15 protein-coding genes are annotated in these 16,037 nt (G+C 64.5%); 9 read left to right on the top strand and 6 right to left on the bottom strand.

Translation table 11 applies throughout. The annotated features are described in order from the left end of the window. Window positions 1–8: 8 nt before the first annotated feature. Complete coding sequence (locus AC56LY_RS04985; protein ID WP_499577076.1) at window positions 9–1,427, bottom strand: SLC13 family permease; 1,419 nt, start codon at window positions 1,425–1,427, stop codon at window positions 9–11. Window positions 1,428–1,698: 271 nt separating this feature from the next. Between AC56LY_RS04985 and AC56LY_RS04980 the strand changes: the two genes are divergently transcribed. After that, a complete protein-coding gene (locus AC56LY_RS04980; protein ID WP_499577075.1) occupies window positions 1,699–2,676 on the top strand; it encodes a TIGR01777 family oxidoreductase in 978 nt (325 codons plus the stop codon). Between the two features lie 23 nt (window positions 2,677–2,699). On the opposite strand, the gene AC56LY_RS04975 is transcribed toward AC56LY_RS04980, so the two are convergent. Together AC56LY_RS04975 and AC56LY_RS04970 are read right to left on the bottom strand one after the other, a co-directional pair. Continuing rightward, window positions 2,700–3,203, bottom strand: a complete 504-nt coding sequence (locus tag AC56LY_RS04975; RefSeq protein ID WP_499577073.1) for a hypothetical protein — start codon at window positions 3,201–3,203, stop codon at window positions 2,700–2,702. Window positions 3,204–3,240: 37 nt separating this feature from the next. Next, the gene (locus AC56LY_RS04970; RefSeq protein ID WP_499577072.1) at window positions 3,241–4,233 is read right to left on the bottom strand and encodes an ADP-ribosylglycohydrolase family protein; all 993 of its coding nucleotides are present in this window, start codon (window positions 4,231–4,233) and stop codon (window positions 3,241–3,243) included. A gap of 92 nt (window positions 4,234–4,325) precedes the next feature. On the opposite strand from AC56LY_RS04970, the gene udk reads away from it, so the two are divergent. Next, complete coding sequence (udk, locus tag AC56LY_RS04965; RefSeq protein WP_183550835.1) at window positions 4,326–4,967, top strand: uridine kinase; 642 nt, start codon at window positions 4,326–4,328, stop codon at window positions 4,965–4,967. Window positions 4,968–5,011: 44 nt separating this feature from the next. Here udk and AC56LY_RS04960 read toward each other — a convergent pair whose 3' ends face one another. Next, a complete protein-coding gene (locus AC56LY_RS04960) occupies window positions 5,012–5,932 on the bottom strand; it encodes a LysR family transcriptional regulator (protein WP_499577071.1) in 921 nt (306 codons plus the stop codon). A gap of 247 nt (window positions 5,933–6,179) precedes the next feature. On the opposite strand from AC56LY_RS04960, the gene AC56LY_RS04955 reads away from it, so the two are divergent. The 7 genes from AC56LY_RS04955 (at window position 6,180) to AC56LY_RS04925 (ending at window position 14,177) form a co-directional block, all read left to right on the top strand. Continuing rightward, window positions 6,180–8,462, top strand: a complete 2,283-nt coding sequence (locus tag AC56LY_RS04955) for a TonB-dependent receptor (RefSeq protein WP_499577070.1) — start codon at window positions 6,180–6,182, stop codon at window positions 8,460–8,462. A gap of 44 nt (window positions 8,463–8,506) precedes the next feature. Then, entirely contained in the window at window positions 8,507–9,703 is a 1,197-nt protein-coding gene (locus tag AC56LY_RS04950; RefSeq protein ID WP_499577068.1) for a substrate-binding domain-containing protein, read from the top strand. Between the two features lies 1 nt (window position 9,704). Further along, window positions 9,705–10,502, top strand: a complete 798-nt coding sequence (locus tag AC56LY_RS04945; protein WP_499577066.1) for an ABC transporter ATP-binding protein — start codon at window positions 9,705–9,707, stop codon at window positions 10,500–10,502. Further along, window positions 10,489–11,235, top strand: coding sequence for an ABC transporter ATP-binding protein (locus tag AC56LY_RS04940; protein WP_499581957.1), 747 nt, complete (start codon window positions 10,489–10,491; stop codon window positions 11,233–11,235). The genes AC56LY_RS04945 and AC56LY_RS04940 overlap by 14 nt, the downstream gene beginning before the upstream one ends. An 8-nt stretch (window positions 11,236–11,243) precedes the next feature. Next, window positions 11,244–12,266: a branched-chain amino acid ABC transporter permease gene (locus AC56LY_RS04935; RefSeq protein WP_499577065.1), complete on the top strand. Its 1,023-nt coding sequence runs from the start codon at window positions 11,244–11,246 to the stop codon at window positions 12,264–12,266. 2 nt (window positions 12,267–12,268) lie between these two features. Beyond that, on the top strand, window positions 12,269–13,354 hold the full coding sequence (locus tag AC56LY_RS04930) for a branched-chain amino acid ABC transporter permease (RefSeq protein ID WP_499577063.1): 1,086 nt from the start codon (window positions 12,269–12,271) through the stop codon (window positions 13,352–13,354). Window positions 13,355–13,517: 163 nt separating this feature from the next. Next, a complete protein-coding gene (locus AC56LY_RS04925) occupies window positions 13,518–14,177 on the top strand; it encodes a choice-of-anchor J domain-containing protein (protein WP_499577062.1) in 660 nt (219 codons plus the stop codon). A gap of 60 nt (window positions 14,178–14,237) precedes the next feature. Here AC56LY_RS04925 and ppa read toward each other — a convergent pair whose 3' ends face one another. Beyond that, window positions 14,238–14,777 carry an inorganic diphosphatase gene (gene ppa / locus AC56LY_RS04920; protein ID WP_183550812.1) on the bottom strand — a complete coding sequence of 180 codons (540 nt, stop codon included), beginning with the start codon at window positions 14,775–14,777 and terminating at the stop codon, window positions 14,238–14,240. A gap of 61 nt (window positions 14,778–14,838) precedes the next feature. Then, window positions 14,839–16,035 carry a heme biosynthesis protein HemY gene (locus AC56LY_RS04915; RefSeq protein ID WP_499577060.1) on the bottom strand — a complete coding sequence of 399 codons (1,197 nt, stop codon included), beginning with the start codon at window positions 16,033–16,035 and terminating at the stop codon, window positions 14,839–14,841. Window positions 16,036–16,037: the final 2 nt, after the last annotated feature.

The following is a 16,037-nucleotide window of genomic DNA, read 5'->3' as shown; positions in this document are numbered from 1 at the left end:
GCGTGGCCTTACAACACCACGAACAGCAGCCACACGACGATCGGTGCGACCAGCGTCACGATACCGCCATAGATCATCAGCTGGCGCAGGAATACGTCGCGGTCGATGCCCTGGGCACTGGCCAGCACGAGTGCGCCGTTGGTCGAGAACGGGCTGACGTCGACGATCGTCGAGGCGACCGCCATGGCGGCGATGAAGCCGATGGCGTCGACACCGGTGCCCGATGCCAGGAACGGCACGGCCAGCGGAATCAGCGACCCCAGCACGGCGGTCGACGACGCAAAGGCCGAGACGATGGCGCCGACGAACAGCAGCAGCAAGGCCACCGTCAGCGGCGAAGTCAGGCTGGCGACGCTTTCGCCAACCCAGGTAATGGTGCCCATCTTCTGCATCACACCCACATACGTGCTCACGCCGACGATCAGCATGATCTCGGGCCACGACACCTGGCCGATGGCGCGCTTTTGCACTTGCGGCGACAGGATCGAAATCAACAGGCCGATGGTGAGGGCGACAAAGCCGATATCGAGCTTATACAGCAGCGTGAGCACGGCCAGTGCGACCAGGCCGATCACGGTAAACATCTGGTGGAAGGTCGGGCCGGCATGCAGGTCGATGTCGCCGGTGCCCAGGCCCGAACCAGGGCCGCCGCTGCCGACTGCGCCGACGGCAGCCGTCGAACGCTGCGCCGTCAGGCGCTCTTCGCTGCCGGTTTCATTTTCGGCGTCGCCGTAGATCTGCGGGCCTTGCGCCGCCACTGCCACCGGTGGCGTGAACGGCGTCATCGGACGAACGCCGGCGCCGGCCTTCGGCATTTGCTGGCGCATCAGTTTGGCGCCGCCGAACACAAAGAACAGGATGATCGACACGGCCAGGTTCACGCCCAGGCTGGTGAATGCGGTGGTCAGCGGCGAAATCGGCAGGCCGGCTTCCATGACGACCTTGTTGGTAATGCCGCCGTAGATGCTGATCGGCGAGAAGCCGCCGCCCTGCGCGCCGTGGATGACCAGCAGGCCCATCATCAGGGGATTGATCTTGTACTTGGCGGCAAAGCCCAGCGCGATCGGGGCGATGATCGCCACCGCGGCCGGGCTGACGGCGCCGACGGAGGTCAGGAGCGCCGTGACTGCGAACATGACCCACGGAATGGCGGCGATGCGTCCGCCCACGGCGCGCACGGCCAGTCTGACGAGCCAGTCGATGGTGCCGTTGTTCTGGGCCTGGGCAAACAGGAACGTGATGCCGACCAGGGTCAGGAACAGCTCGGCTGGGTAGCCGGACATGATCGCCTTGGTCTCCATGCTGAAGACGATGGTGCCGACCAGGAATGCGCCGACAAACGCGATGACGCCCATATTGATGGGCATGGCGGTGGCGACGATGAACATGAGCGCCAGAACGCAGATTGCAATGACATGAGAGGACACAGGGTGGCTCCTACGAGGTGCGGCGGCCGGTTCCACCCGGCGCGTCGCTGGTGATACGTCTCCAATGCATGGCCTGTCGCCATCGCCTCCTCGGACCGTGGTCTCGGGAGCTTTGCGGGGCCGGCCATGCTCTTTTGTTATGCAGGTTGTGCCGCCAAGGTAAACCCGATTGCCGCCAAGATCAATTACGCCCGGTTGGCGACGTTTACTGTCAGCGGAAGTGTTACATTCCTGTCTTGGCAGAATTGAGAACACTGAACCGGAGAACAAGTTGACAACGAGTGCGACACCGACATCCAAGAAAGCCCTGAGCGTGTTCGACACGGTCGCCCGCTGCGTGCTGGTCACCGGCGCCACGGGCTTCGTGGGCCAGCACCTGGTGCGCGCGTTGCTGCAGGACGGCCACCAGGTAATCGCGCTGACCCGCGACGTGGGGCGCGCTGCCACGCTGTTCGGTGGCCAGGTACGCGCCATCGCCGCGATGGACGATCTGCCGCTCGACCACCAGGTCGACATCGTCGTCAACCTGGCCGGCGCCCGGATCCTCGGCCAGCGCTGGACCGACGCGCGCAAGGCGACGCTGCGCCAGAGCCGCGTCGCATTGACCGAGAAAGTGGTCGACTGGATCGGCCGCGCCAGTCACAAGCCGCGGCTGTTGCTGTCGGCGTCGGCGATCGGCTACTACGGCATCCAGCGCATTGGCGACGACGCCAAGCTCGACGAAGCAGCGCCGCCGCAACCGATGTTCATGTCGGACCTGTGCCGCGAGTGGGAAGCCGCTGCCGCCGGCGCCGTGCGCCATGGCGTGCAGGTCGAGTGCATGCGCTTCGGCCTGGTGCTGGGCGAACAAGGCGCGCTGCCGATGATGCTGTTGCCGATCCGGCTGGGCATCGGCGGCCGGCTGGGCAGCGGCCGCCAGTGGCTGTCGTGGATTCACATCGACGATCTGATCGGGGGCATCGCCCATCGCTGGAAGCAGGCGCTGAGCGATCCTTCTGCGCCGACGTTCGGTGCGACCAACTTCACCGCGCCGATCGCGGTGTCGCAACTTGAATTCAGCCAGGCGGCCGCGCGCGTCTGGAAACGGCCCTGCGTGATCCCGACACCCGGCTGGCCGATGCGCCTGGCGCTGGGCGAGCAGGCCGACCTGCTGCTCGAAGGCCAGCGCGTGGTGCCGCTGCGGTTCGCCCGTGAAGGATTCGAGTTCACCTATCCGGCGCTGGAAGCGGCGCTGCGCAGCCTGAAGTAGCGGCGGCACGGCCGGTTGTCGGGTCAATGTCGTTGCGCGGTAGCGGTACGCTCGAGTAGCTCGTCCAGTTCCACTAACTTGCCATCATCATTGACCGAGGTCGGAATGCCGCCAATACGACGCAGGCGGCGCGAATCGATGAAAATTTTTCCATCCTGTTCGATTGCAGGCGACCAGGACACCTCCCCCGCCTGTTCGCTGACAACGATGCGTTTTTCATGTACTGGAAAACTCGGGCCCCACTCGCCGATGCGCGACTTGAAGCGCCGCGTCTCGCCCTTGGCGTCCCCACGATAGACACGCTCGATCTTCACATCCATCGTTTGACACCCACCACCGTTCGAGATGCAGATCCTTCTCGATCCGTCCGGATAGAGCGTGTCAGGCGGGCATGACGGCGGGCAGTCTGCCGTGCCGGACGGCTGCAGAATGACACGTTGAACCTCGCCGATCAGGAGCACCTCCTGTGCTGAAACAGGTGAGATGACGCTGAATACGACAGCTGCAAGTATTGCGAACCGGATCATGTGCATTCCTTCTGGAATGGGGACAGGGGTTGGTCGATCAATATTGTTCCTGGGCCGCGGACGTGGCCAGTCGAGCGAGCACATCTTCAACAATGGATCCACCTTTCAGAGCGTGTCGCCAACGCGCTGGAATACCTTGTTCCCCATAGAGCACACCTGCCAGACCGCCTGCGATACAGGCCGTGGTATCCGTATCATTTCCGAGTGCGATCGCTTCGCGAACACAATCTTCATAATTGTCGGTCGCAAGCACGCACCGTATTGCTGACCAAAGACTGTCGACGACATAGCCAGAACCCTGCGACCGGTCCAGGCGACCGTCCAGGATCAGGCCGAGCTCTGCTTGCTCGCCAGGATCAACCCCTTGCTGGAGGGTGTCTTGTGCGTAGTCGAGTGCTTCAATGGGCGCCCTTCCCTCCACCATCTGCCATGCCATGAGCGCGTAAAGAGCACACGCCAGTTGAGACCGCAGATGGGCGTGGGTTGGCAAACTTTGTCGTCTTGCGCGAGCGATCATATCCGCCGGGTCCGACGTGACAAGGAATGCGCATGGAAGCGTGCGCATTAACGAACCATTGCCATTACTCCTCTCCTGGTTGGGGCCACAAGTGAGAGGGTCGCCGTACCGTGCGAATTGTTCAAGTGCCTGTCTTGTCTGGATCCCGATATCGAACACCCTCCCGTCCGGCGTCATGGCGCCGTTTCGGTACCAATCCATCAGGCTCTCGGTAAATTGCTGCAGGTCGAGTGATTGACACTCGACCAACGACGCCAGCAGCAAAAGCGCCTGTGCGCCATCGTCGCTCCAGGTCCCCTCGGGAACCGAGCTGTGTGCCCGGGTGAAGCCGGGTGGCGGAGACATGTCGATCAACCGTCGTTCTGGAATATCCTGCGGCGCTGAAAATTCATAAGGAACGCCCAGGGCATCCCCTACCAGCAAGCCATACATACCACCACGAATCCGATCCAGCCTTGTAATCATGACGATCTCGATAGTGACGATGATTTTGACAGAAATGCATCCATTCATCGGTGTTTTTCCGGTAGCGCCGACGCGACATCTGCAACCGGTCGTGTCGCCGGTGACCTGTCAGTCAGGTCCCGAATCCGGTATCATTCGGCATGCTCAGTTTTCCTTTTCAACCGTTTATTATTGGCGTCGCAGGCGGTAGCGGCAGTGGCAAGTCCACCGTGTCCAGGCAAGTGCTGTCCACGTTTGGTACCGAGATGGTCTCGGTGGTGATGCAGGACGATTATTACTGCGACCAGACGCATCTCAGTCCCGAAGTACGCACCCAGCAGAATTACGACCATCCGCAGGCGTTCGAGTGGTCGCTGCTGGTGCAACATGTCCAGGCGCTGCGCCGGGGCGAATCAATCGATATGCCCGAGTACGACTTCACGCTGCACAACCGCTCCGACCGCACAATCCGCGTCAAGCCAGCCCCGGTGATCGTCATCGAAGGCCTGTTTGCCCTGTATGACCCGGCGCTGTGCGACATGATGTCGCTGAAAATCTTTGTCGATACCGCGTCCGACATCCGCTTCATCCGCCGCATGCAGCGCGATATCACCGAACGGGGCCGCTCGGTGGAAAGCGTCATCAGCCAGTATCTCGACACCGTGCGCCCGATGCACAAGCAGTTCATCGAGCCGACCAAGCGCAATGCCGATGTCATCATCCCGCACGGGGCGAACAATCCGGCGGTCGACATGATCACCACCAAGGTCGCCAGCGTGATCAACCAGCTGAAGCGCTCGTAAAGGTGGCCGGGCGCTGATCCGCACTGGCATCAGCGCCAGCGTATTCAGCCTGCCGGCGTACGGTGTTTCAGCATCCGGCACACCGCCGCCAGCGCCAGCAGGTTTGGATCGCGCTCGCGCACCCGCAGAAAACTCAGACCGATCGTCTGACGCATCAGATAATCATTCTTCAGCGGGATCAACTGCACCTTGTCGCCAAACGCATGGCGCACGCGGCCTGGCAGCAGCGTGTAGCCGATCCCCGCCCCGACCAGGTTCATCAGCGAGAAAATATCGCCTACGCGTGTGACGATGGTCGGTGCATACCCGGCAATCCGAAACGCTTCCTGGAACCCGTTGAAGGTCACGAAACCATCCTTCAGGCAGACGAAGTTTTCGTCCGCGCAGGCGCGCAGATCGACTTCCGCCATCCCCGCATACGGCGAGCCGGCCGGCGCCGCAAAGAAGATCTCGTCCTCGAACAGCGCGATCGATTCGATATCCGGATCGGGTTCGGGCACCGCCATCAGCGCCGCATCGATCGCATTTTGCTTGAGCTTGTGCAGCAGATCCGCGTTCGAACCCAGCACCAGTTCGGTTTCCAGTTCCTGCTTGCGCAGTTTGATGCCGATGATGACATCCGGGATCGTGCCGGTCGTCAGCGAATACAGCGAGCCGATTTTCAAATGGTCCGCTGAATACCCGGCGGCCGAACGCGTCGCTGCGATCCCGTCCGCCATCAGCCGGACCACGTCGCGGCTCACGTCTGCCAGCACCTGCGCGGCGTCGTTCGGAATCAGGTTGCGGCCCTGCAGACTGAACAGCTGACAACTCATCCCGTCCTCCAGCGAATGCAGCGCGCGGTGCACGCTCACGGCGCTGATGTCGAGCATGCGGGCGGCGGCGTTGAGGTTGCCGCCTTCCATGTACGCCAGCAGGATCTCGAGTTTGCGGAAGGTGATGTCGTCGCTGATCTGGCTGCGCATGGTGGCCCTCGTGAAATGGATACATGACGAGGATACATCAACCGCCCACACGGGGCCTCAATCACCAGGCACCGGCACGCTTGGTGATGCAACGCGCATGAGTTCGACCATCTGTTGCAACGCCGCCATTCAAACTGCGTATTCATGGGAGCGCTTGTTGATACGCAAGGCGACGCATGGTGCGCTCGGGCACATTCCCCCATTGAGCGACACATCCACCGTGGCGACGAACAAGAAGGAGACATCCATGCGTCCGATCAGAAAGATGAAGCTGCTGCATCCGTCCACGTGCGCCCTGCTGGCCGCGTGCAGCGGCGCCATCGGCGCCGTCCATGCCCAGGAAGCGACGGGCGGCCCGGCAGCGGCCAACGCCGACGAGAACATGTCGCGGGTGGTCGTCACCGCGCGCCGACGCGAAGAGTCGCTGCAGGACGTGCCGGTATCGGTCACCGCGTTCTCCGCCGACCAGCTCTCGAAGCAGGCGCTGCCCGACGTGACTGCCCTCGCGCTGTCGCTGCCCAACACGACGCTCAAGGCGTCGCGTGCCACCAACAGCACGCTCACGGCGTTCATCCGCGGCGTCGGCCAGGCCGACCCGCTGGCCGGGTTCGAATCGGGCGTGGGCATCTATGTCGACGACATTTATCTGGCCCGGCCGCAGGCCGCCGTGGCCGATATCTATGACGTCGAGCGCATCGAGGTGCTGCGCGGCCCGCAGGGCACGCTGTACGGCCGAAACACGATTGGCGGCGCGCTCAAGTATGTCACCCGCAAGCTTGGCCCCCAGCGCGACGTGCGCGTGCGCGCCACGCTCGGCGACTACGGCCAGCGAGACGGCGTGCTCACGGCCAGCACGCCGCTGACCGACACCGCGCGCATCGGCGGCACATTCGCGCGCTTCACGCGCGACGGCTTTGGCGACAACCTGACCACCGGCAAGGGCAACTACGACAAGGACGTCACCGCCGGCAGGGTCTCAATTGAACTCGTGCCGAACCAGGACCTGTTCGTCCGCCTTGCCGGCGACTTCACGCAGGACGATTCCAATCCCAAGAATGGCCATCGTCTGATCGTCGGGCGCACCAGCCGCGCGCCCATCCTGGACGACGTGTTCGACACGCGCGGCAACCTCACCAAAGTACTGGGCCGCGACCAGGAAGTGCGCTCGTATGGCGGCTCGGTCACGGTCGAGTACACCGTCGACAGTGCGTGGCGCCTGAAATCGATCACGGCCGCGCGCCGCGACAAATCGTGGGCGCCGATCGACTTCGACGCCCTGCCCGTCGTCGACATGGAAGTGCCGGCGCTGTACACCAACCGCCAGTTCAGCCAGGAGCTGCAGATGACCTACACCGGCGCGCGTCTGCAGGGCGTGGCCGGCGTGTACTACATGGACGCCAACGCCTACAACAAGTTCGACACGCTGCTGGCCGGCGCCGTGCCCACGTCGACCTTCACGCTGGGCGACATCGACACGCAAGCGTGGGCCGCCTACGTCGACGGCAGCTACACGATCGCCGATGGCGTGAACCTGTCGCTGGGCGGGCGCTACACGGTCGACAAACGCGAAGGCGACGTGCTGCGCCAGATCTATTTCGGCCTGGCCGGCTCGCCCGCCATGGGCAATCCAACCGCCATCCTGTTTCGCACCGACACCGACTTGCGCGGCGGCCTGCTCGAGCGCAAGGACAAGAAATTCACGCCGCGCGTGGCACTGAGCTGGAAGATCAACGACGCCCACAACCTGTACGCGTCGTATGCCGAAGGCTTCAAGGGCGGCGGCTTCGATCCGCGCCTGAACGTGGTGGGCACGCGCATCCCGCTCGCCACCGCGCGCGCCGGCTATGCACCGGAAACGATCGAGACGACCGAACTGGGCCTGAAGTCGGCCTTCAACGGCGGGCGTATCACGACCAATCTTGCCGTGTTCCACAGCGATTACCAGGACGTGCAGATTCCCGGCTCGGTGGCCATCGACACCAACGGCGACGGACGCGACGACAGCTTTGCCGGCGTGACGACCAATGCCGGCAAGGCCCGGATCAAGGGTGTCGAACTCGAAGCCGTCGCCAACCTCACGCCCAACTTCATGGTGGCCGGGATGTACAGCTACATCGACGCGAAGTACAAGGAGTACATCGTGGCCAACGTCAACGTAGCCGGCCAGCGCACATTCCAGAACACGCCGAAGAATTCGGCCAATCTGCGCGCCAACTACGATATCCCGCTGCCGGTCATGGGCCACAACGGGCGCGTGTCGCTGATCGGCAGCTATGCGTTCAAGGGCGCCACGAGCCAGTTCGAGACCGCATCGATCCTCGACCAGGACTCGTACAGGATCTGGGATGCCAGCATCGTCTGGACCCGCGCCGATGGCAAGGTACGCGCCGGCCTGCATGGCAAGAACCTGGGCGACGAACACTATAAAACGGCCGGCTACCTGTTCCCGACGCTGGGCAACGAAGGCACCTTGACCGCCTTCTACGGCAACCCGCGCACGGTGTCGGCGACGCTTGAACTGCGCTTCTGAGACCTGGTCGCGGCCAGGCACGACAACCATCACAAGGAGATCGCATGCCCCAATCGATCCGCCCCATCGCCCTGCTGCTGGCTGCGTTCGCCCTGGGCGCCGCGCCGTACGCTGGCGCCCAGGGCAAGGACTTCAAGGTGGCCCTCATCGCCGGCAAGACGGGCGCACTTGAAACCTACGCGCGCGAAACCGAGAACGGTTTCATGCTGGGCCTCGAGTACCTGACCAAAGGTACGATGGCCATCAACGGTCGCGCCATCAAGGTCATCGTCAAGGACGACCAGAGCCGGCCTGACCTGGGGCGCACGCTGCTGGCCGAAGCGTATGGCGACGACCGCGTCGACATCGCGGTCGGCACCACATCGTCCGCGTCGGCGCTGGCCATGCTGCCGGTGGCGAAAGAGTACAAGAAAGTCCTGATCATCGAGCCGGCCGTGGCCGACGCGATCACGGGCGACAAGTGGAACAAGTACATTTTTCGCACCGCGCGCAGCTCGATGCAGGATGCGCTGGCCGCCGCCAGTACGCTCAAAAGCGGCAGCGTGGGCTTTCTGACGCAGGACTATGCGTTCGGGCGCGATGCGATCAAGGCCGGCAAGGAAGCCCTGACCGCCACTGGCAGCAAGGCCAGCGTCGTGCACGAAGAATACGCGCCGCTGGCAACGACCGACTTCACCGCGTCGGCGCAGCGCCTGTTCGATGCACTGAAGGACAAGCCGCAGCCACGCGTGCTGGCGATCGTCTGGGCCGGCCCGAACCCGATGAACAAGGTTGCGGCCATGAAGCCGGAGCGCTACGGCATCGCACTGGCACCGGGCGGCAATATCCTGCCCGTGATGCAGACCTGGAAGGCCCATGCCGGCACCGAAGGCACCACCTATTACTACTACGATTTCCCGAAAAATCCGATGAACGACTGGCTGGTGACAGAGCACACGAAGCGCTACAAGACCCCGCCCGACATGTTCACCGCGGGTGGCATGGCCGCTGCCAGCGCGGTCGTTGCCGCGCTGGGCAAGGCGCCGGACGGCGATGGCGACCGGATGGCCGCCGCGATGGAAGGCATGCGCTTCGAGACACCCAAGGGTGCCATGGTGTTTCGCAACCAGGACCATCAGGCGCTCCAGCCGATGTACCACTTTCGCATCAAAAAGGACCAGAAGAACGAATGGGACCTGCTCGAACTGGTGCGCGAGATTCCGGCCGGCGCGATGCCACTGCCGGTGCGGAACAAGCGCTGACATGGCCGACGAACGCGACCTTGATCGGACTGCGCCATCCCTGTCCACGCGCGGCCTGACGATCCGCTTTGGCGGCCACGTTGCGGTCAACGCCGTCACGGCCGACTTTTATCCCGGCACCCTTACCGTCATCGTCGGGCCCAATGGTGCCGGCAAGACCACATGGTTCAACCTGATCTCGGGCCAGTTGCGCGCGAGCGCTGGCAGCGTGCATCTGCATGGCCGCGACATCACGCGCCTGGGCGCGGCGCGGCGCACGCGCCTTGGCATCGGTCGCGCGTTCCAGCTCACCAACCTGTTTCCGCTGCTGTCCGTGATCGAGAACGTGCGGCTGGCGGTGCAGAGCCGCGCCGGCATCGGCCTGGATTTCTTCTCAGTCTGCGCCGACCACAAGGGACTCATCGAACGCGCCGACTATTACCTTGAGCGCGTGGCGCTGGCCGCGCGGCGCGACATGCTGGTCGGCGCGCTCTCGCACGGCGACCAGCGCAAGCTCGAAGTGGCGATCCTGCTCGCGCTGCAGCCGTCCGTGATGATGTTCGACGAGCCCACCGCCGGCATGAGCGTGGACGACGTGCCGGTCGTGCTCGACCTGATCCGCGACGTGAAGGGCGACGCCGCCCGCACCGTGCTGCTGGTCGAGCACAAGATGGACGTCGTGCGCCAGCTGGCCGACCGCATCGTCGTGCTGCACAACGGCGCGCTGGTGGCCGATGGCAAGCCGGGCGAGGTCATGGCATCCACCATCGTACAGGAGGCTTATCTTGGAACGTCCGACACCCAACATGCTCGCGCCTGACCCGGCGGCGAGGCAACCGCTGCTGCGCCTGGCCGGTGTGCACACGCATATCGGCGCGTACCACATCCTGCACGGCGTCGACCTGCAGGTGGCGCGCGGCGAGCTCGCCGTTCTGCTGGGCCGCAACGGCGCCGGCAAGACGACGACATTGCGCACGATTATGGGCCTGTGGCGGGCCAGCAGTGGCAGCATCCACTTCGATGGCAACGACATCACGCGCCTGGCTACGCCCGCCATCGCGCGCGCCGGCATCGCGTACGTGCCCGAGAACATGGCAGTCTTTTCCGACCTGACGGTACGCGAGAACCTGGTGCTGGCCGCGCGCAACGGTCCGCCCGACACCGCGCGTGTCGACTGGATCTGCGGTTTCTTCCCGGCGCTGCGCACGTTCTGGCACCGTCCGGCCGGGAATCTGTCCGGTGGCCAGAAGCAGATGGTGGCCATCGCGCGCGCCATGGTCGAACCGCGCACACTGCTGCTGGTCGACGAACCGACCAAGGGCCTGGCGCCCGCCATCGTGCACAGCCTGATGGCGGCGTTTCGCGAACTGAAGGCGCAGGGCACAACAATCCTGCTGGTCGAGCAGAACGTGCAGGTCGTGCGCGCGCTGGGCGATACGGCCAGCGTGATGGACGACGGGCACGTGGTGCATACCGGCCCGATGGTCGTGCTGGCCGGCGACGCCGCGCTGCAACAGCGCCTGCTCGGCCTGTCCCTCGATCCCCACCTCTAGGAAAATCCATGTCCATCGCCCCCGCCGCACCACCGGCCGACAGCCAGCTACCGGCCACCCGCCGCGACATCGCGCCGCTGCTGCTCGTGCCGCTGCTGATGCTGGCCATGCTGCCACTGGTGGGCAACCTGGCCACCTGGCTCACCTTGAGCGTCGCGGGCCTCGCGATGGGCATGATGATCTTCATCATGGCCAGCGGGCTGACACTCGTGTTCGGGCTGATGAACGTGATCAATTTCGGCCACGGCGCGTTCATCGCGGTGGGCGCGTTTTCTGCCACCCTCGTGCTGCTGCCGCTGCGCGTCTGGCTCGAGATGGATTCGCTCACTCTCAACCTGGGCGTGCTGGCGCTGGCGATCGTGGTCGCCATGCTGGTCACGGGACTGCTCGGCTGGGCCTTCGAGCGCCTGCTCATCCAGCCGGTCTACGGCCAGCACCTCAAGCAGATCCTGGTCACGATGGGCGGCATGATCGTGGCCGAGCAGCTGATCCACGTCGTCTGGGGCGCCGAAACGATCGCCGTGCCGCTGCCGACGGCGCTGCGCGGTGCGTTCCTGCTGGGCGACGCAGCCATCGACAAATACCGCCTGGTGGCGGTAGCGATTGGCGTGGTGGTATTCGTTGCGATGTACCTGATCCTGAACCGCACGAAGATCGGCCTGCTGGTACGCGCCGGCGTCGAACATGGCGAGATGGTCGAAGCGCTCGGTTACCGCATCCGGCGCCTGTTCGTGATGGTCTTTGCGGCCGGCGCGAGCCTGGCCGGCCTGGGTGGCGTCATGTGGGCGTTGTACAAGGAAACGCTGACGGCCGCGATGGGCGGCGAGATCATGGTGATGCTGTTCATCGTCATCATCATCGGCGGCCTGGGATCGGTCGGTGGCTGCTTCATCGGCGCGCTGCTCATCGCGCTGGTGGCCAATTACGCGGGCTTCCTGGCGCCCGGTGTCGCGCTGGTCTCGAGCATCATTCTGATGGTCTCGGTACTGCTGTGGCGGCCGGCCGGGCTGTACGCAACGGGACGGGGCTGAGCATGCTGCGGCAACTGTTATCGGGCGACCTGCCGCGCAGCCGCATCCTGACAGCGCTACTGGTCGCGATCCTGCTCGGGCTCGCACTGGCGCCGTTCCTGACCTCCGGCGCGCGACCGCTCAACACGGCTGCCACGATCTGCGTCTATATCGTGCTGGTGGCATCCTACGACCTGCTGCTGGGCTATACCGGCATCGTTTCGTTCGCCCACACGATGTTCTACGGGATCGGCGCGTATGGCGTCGGGCTGGCGCTGGCGCGCGTCGACGAGCCCACCTGGGGCGTCGCCATGACGGGGCTTGGCCTGGCATTGCTGCTCGCGCTCGCGCTCGCGCTGGTGGTCGGCCTGTTCGCGCTGCGCGTGCAAGCCATCTTCTACGCGATGATCACGCTGGCCGTGGCCTCGTCGTTTGCGGTGCTGGCCTCGCAACTGTCCGATTTCACCGGCGGCGAAGATGGCGTCACGTTCAGCGTGCCGCACGCGCTGTCTCCCGGCTTCGTGCTGCTCGAAGGCGACGTGTTCGGGCGCCAGCTCGATGGCCGGCTGCTGACCTATTACGTCGTCTTCTGCGGCTGCCTGCTGCTGTTCCTGTTCCTGCTGCGGTTGGTCAATTCGCCGTTCGGGCGGGTGCTGCAGGCCATCCGCGAAAACCCGTTTCGCGCCGAGGCACTGGGCTATCGCACGATGCTGTACCGGATCTGGGCCAATGTGCTGGCGGCGCTGATGGCGAGCCTGGCCGGCGCCCTGATGGCGCTGTGGCTGCGCTACGTCGGCCCGAAGACGTCGCTCGGGTTCGAGGTCATGACCGACATCCTGCTGATCGTCGTGATCGGCGGTATGGGCACGATGTATGGCGCGGTGGTGGGTGCGACGCTGTTCATCCTGGCCCAGAACTACCTGCGGGACGGGATGGCGCACGGCGCTGCTGCGCTGGACGGTGTGCCAGTGCTGGCTGCAGTCCTGCATCCGGATCGCTGGATGCTGTGGCTGGGAGTGCTGTTCATCCTGTCGATTTACTGGTTTCCGGTGGGGATCGTTGGCAAGCTGCGGCTGCGGGCGTGGCTGGCGGCGCGCTCTCTGCGTTAAGAACATTCAATTCGCGCACCCTACGACCTCGGCGACGTTTTTTGGTTCCCCCTCGCCTTTTGCGTCGCGCCGGACACGTGACCCGACAGCGCCGAGGCACCGCAATACCGCAGCGCCCGCCGTTTCTATGATGAAGCCTCGATCCACGACGCGACGCCTCATCATGCAACGACTCAATTACATGCTCGCCGCAGCAGCGGTCCCGGCCGCCTGTGCCCCTCACACCGCCCACGCAGCCGGGATCGAGGTACTCAGCGAAGATTTCGCCAACCTGGCCGACTCCCCCGGCTGGGTCCGAATCAACCGCAGTGTCCCGCCCGGCACGCCCTGGCACCAGGGCGAACCCGCCATCTTCCCGGCCCACACCGGTGCACCTGACAACTACGGCGCCGCGAGCTGCCTCAGCGCCGCGCACGGCATCGGTCTCGTCGACAACTGGCTGATCACGCCCACGCTGACGCTCAACGGCCTGAGCACATTGTCATTCTTCACCAGCCGCGAGCGCGTCGACGGCTTCGACGACCTGCTTGAAGTCCGCTTCGGCCGCAGCAGCGACACCGCTGCCGCGTCCTTCGACACGCTGCTGGCCAGCATCGGCGGCGCCGCCGACTTCCCCGCCCAATGGCAGCCATGGCACCTCGACCTGACGGTGGATGGCACCGGCCGCTTCGCGTTTCGTTACCTGGGCGACGCGACCAGGCTGAGCCATGTCGGAATCGACACGGTGCGCGTGGTCACGCGCCTGCCGGAGCCGACCAGCCGGCTGCTACTGGCCAGCGGCCTGGGTGTCCTTTGCCTGCTGCGCCGCCACGAGCGCCACTGACGTAAAAAAGCCGGCGTCCCTCACGGGCCGCCGGCTCTCAAATACTGCCTGCGCGCTGGCTTATGCCTGGGCGCCCTTGTTGTACGCTGCCACGCCGGCAACGATTTCGGCCTTGGCTTCATCGATACCCGCCCAGCCTTCGATCTTGACCCATTTGCCGGCTTCCAGATCCTTGTAGTGCTCGAAGAAGTGCTGGATCTGCTTCAGGCGCAGCTCTTCCACGTCGTCGAGCGACTGGATTTTCTTGTACATCGGCAGCACTTTTTCGATTGGCACCGCGATGACTTTGGCATCGCCGCCGCCATCGTCAGTCATCTTCAGCACGCCCAGCGCGCGGCAACGAACCACGACGCCCGGTGGCAGCGGGAACGGGGTGATGACCAGCACGTCGCATGGGTCGCCGTCGTCGGCGATGGTCTGCGGCACGTAGCCGTAGTTGCATGGGTAGTGCATGGCGGTACCCATGAAACGGTCAACGAAGATCGCGCCGGTGTCCTTGTCGACTTCATACTTGACCGGATCGGAGTTCATCGGGATTTCAATGATGACGTTGAAGTCGTTCGGCACGTCTTTGCCGGCTGGGACGTTGTTCAGGCTCATGATGGGATCCTTGGTTGCTAAAGAGTCAAAATTAGTCCGCCATTATAGCGAAAGGCACGCGTTATAACACAGTGGCCAGTGCGCACTGCCGGTAATGCCTGGCGGCCAGCTCGTCCTGCCCCAGCGCTTCATGCATCTGGGCCAGTTTCAGATGCGCTTCGCGCACCATTGCTGCTTCGGTCGCATCCGACAAGGCTTGCTCCAGATAGCGCTGGGCCTTGCCCCACAGCTTCTGTTTCAGGCACAGCGTGCCGAGCGTGAGCGCCAGTTCGGCGTCCTGCGGGCGTTCACGGCGCCAGGTTTCGCAGGCTTCGATCTGGGCCAGCAGCGATGGCGAGCCCGCCGGGCTGGCCGCGTCGCGGTAGGCGCGCACGACGCGCTCGTCCCAGTTGGCCCTGAGCGACTCTTCGGCAATCGCGCGCGCTTCGTCGTGCAGGCCGCGCGCATTGAAAGCGCCGGCGGCGCGCGCCGCCACGTACGGCACCGTGCGGTCCTGCAGCGGCACCGTGGCCCAGGTCCAGCGGATCGATTCGGCGTCGTGGTCGTCTTCGCCAAGCAGCGCTTCGTACGCCATTTCGCGCAAGCGTCGTGCCAGAGCAGGATGCAGCGCATTGCGCTTGTCGAGGATGCGCACCAGGCGCAGCACCTCGGGCCAGTTGCGCGCCTGCTGGTTGGCCTTCATCGCCCACTGCAGCGCGTGGATGTGGCGCTGGCCGCTGGCATTGAGTTCGGCCACCGCTTCAAGCGCCGCTTCGGGCCGGTGGTCGTCGACCAGCAGTTCGGTCAGCGTCATCAGGCGCGCCGTCTTGAGCGTGGTGTCATGCGAGATGCCAGCCAGCCAGGCGTCGCGCCGTGCCGGCTCGCGCATGCGGTGCGCCGCACGCGCGCCGATCAGGGCCGCGAGGCCCGTGTTCTCGGGCAGGTCGGCAGCGCGCATCGCGGCTTTTTCGGCGTGGCCGAAGCGGCCTTCGAACAGTGCCTTGAGCGCATCGCGCAAGCCCTTGTTGCCATCGCGCTCGCGGCGGCGCTGGCGGTATGCCGCCACCCGCTGCGGCATGCGCGCCGTCGCGTAGAAGGTGCGCACCAGCACGTACAGCGTGGCAAACAGCAGCATCAGCACCACGACAAACAGATTGAGCGACATGTCGATCCGGTGCGGTGGATAGAACAGCACCACGTTGCCCGGATTGAAACGTGCCGTCACCGCGATGCCGATGGCCGCGGCCATCAGCGTAACCAGCCAGATGAGTAAGCGCATGG

Source organism: Telluria sp. ZT3P25 (assembly GCF_059685895.1).
This window is presented reverse-complemented; position numbering and strand designations above follow the sequence as displayed.

Coding starts and splice junctions, on each gene's coding strand:
- AC56LY_RS04975 (WP_499577073.1), bottom strand. CDS start 3,203: ATGATCCGGTTCGCAATACTTGCAGCTGTCGTATTCAGCGTCATCTCA.
- AC56LY_RS04970 (WP_499577072.1), bottom strand. CDS start 4,233: ATGAATGGATGCATTTCTGTCAAAATCATCGTCACTATCGAGATCGTC.
- udk (WP_183550835.1), top strand. CDS start 4,326: ATGCTCAGTTTTCCTTTTCAACCGTTTATTATTGGCGTCGCAGGCGGT.
- AC56LY_RS04960 (WP_499577071.1), bottom strand. CDS start 5,932: ATGCGCAGCCAGATCAGCGACGACATCACCTTCCGCAAACTCGAGATC.
- AC56LY_RS04955 (WP_499577070.1), top strand. CDS start 6,180: ATGCGTCCGATCAGAAAGATGAAGCTGCTGCATCCGTCCACGTGCGCC.
- AC56LY_RS04950 (WP_499577068.1), top strand. CDS start 8,507: ATGCCCCAATCGATCCGCCCCATCGCCCTGCTGCTGGCTGCGTTCGCC.
- AC56LY_RS04945 (WP_499577066.1), top strand. CDS start 9,705: ATGGCCGACGAACGCGACCTTGATCGGACTGCGCCATCCCTGTCCACG.
- AC56LY_RS04940 (WP_499581957.1), top strand. CDS start 10,489: ATGCTCGCGCCTGACCCGGCGGCGAGGCAACCGCTGCTGCGCCTGGCC.
- AC56LY_RS04935 (WP_499577065.1), top strand. CDS start 11,244: ATGTCCATCGCCCCCGCCGCACCACCGGCCGACAGCCAGCTACCGGCC.
- AC56LY_RS04930 (WP_499577063.1), top strand. CDS start 12,269: ATGCTGCGGCAACTGTTATCGGGCGACCTGCCGCGCAGCCGCATCCTG.
- AC56LY_RS04925 (WP_499577062.1), top strand. CDS start 13,518: ATGCAACGACTCAATTACATGCTCGCCGCAGCAGCGGTCCCGGCCGCC.
- ppa (WP_183550812.1), bottom strand. CDS start 14,777: ATGAGCCTGAACAACGTCCCAGCCGGCAAAGACGTGCCGAACGACTTC.
- AC56LY_RS04915 (WP_499577060.1), bottom strand. CDS start 16,035: ATGCGCTTACTCATCTGGCTGGTTACGCTGATGGCCGCGGCCATCGGC.